Genomic DNA, 236 nt, shown 5'->3' with positions numbered 1-236 from the left:
GCGTTGTGAGGCTTGACCGCCGAGCCGTCGCCGGCGGTGCCCTCCGCCACCAGCCCGAGCCAGGCGATGCCGTTCTCCGCGGTCTGCAGCAGCTAGGCGCGGCGGCCCTGCACGTCGACGGAGAACCCGCCGACCTCGGTGACGGCCTCGGTGGCGCCCTCGTACAGGTCGGGGCGGTGGTCGACGGGGTGCCGGGCGCCGGACCTCCCCCCCGCCTCCTCGTCCGCGAACACGGC

The 236-nt window shown here is 76.3% G+C and carries 1 pseudogene; it reads right to left on the bottom strand.

Going from position 1 to position 236, the window contains the following annotated elements:
- A pseudogene (locus KVT14_RS22850) lies at nucleotides 1–236 on the bottom strand (hypothetical protein); the annotation flags it as partial.

It is taken from the genome of Cellulomonas sp. GbtcB1, from assembly GCF_019091725.1.
In the GTDB taxonomy this organism is placed as follows: domain Bacteria; phylum Actinomycetota; class Actinomycetes; order Actinomycetales; family Cellulomonadaceae; genus Cellulomonas.
The sequence above is the reverse complement of the archived record's forward strand: the minus strand, read 5'-3'. Positions and strand labels throughout refer to the sequence as shown.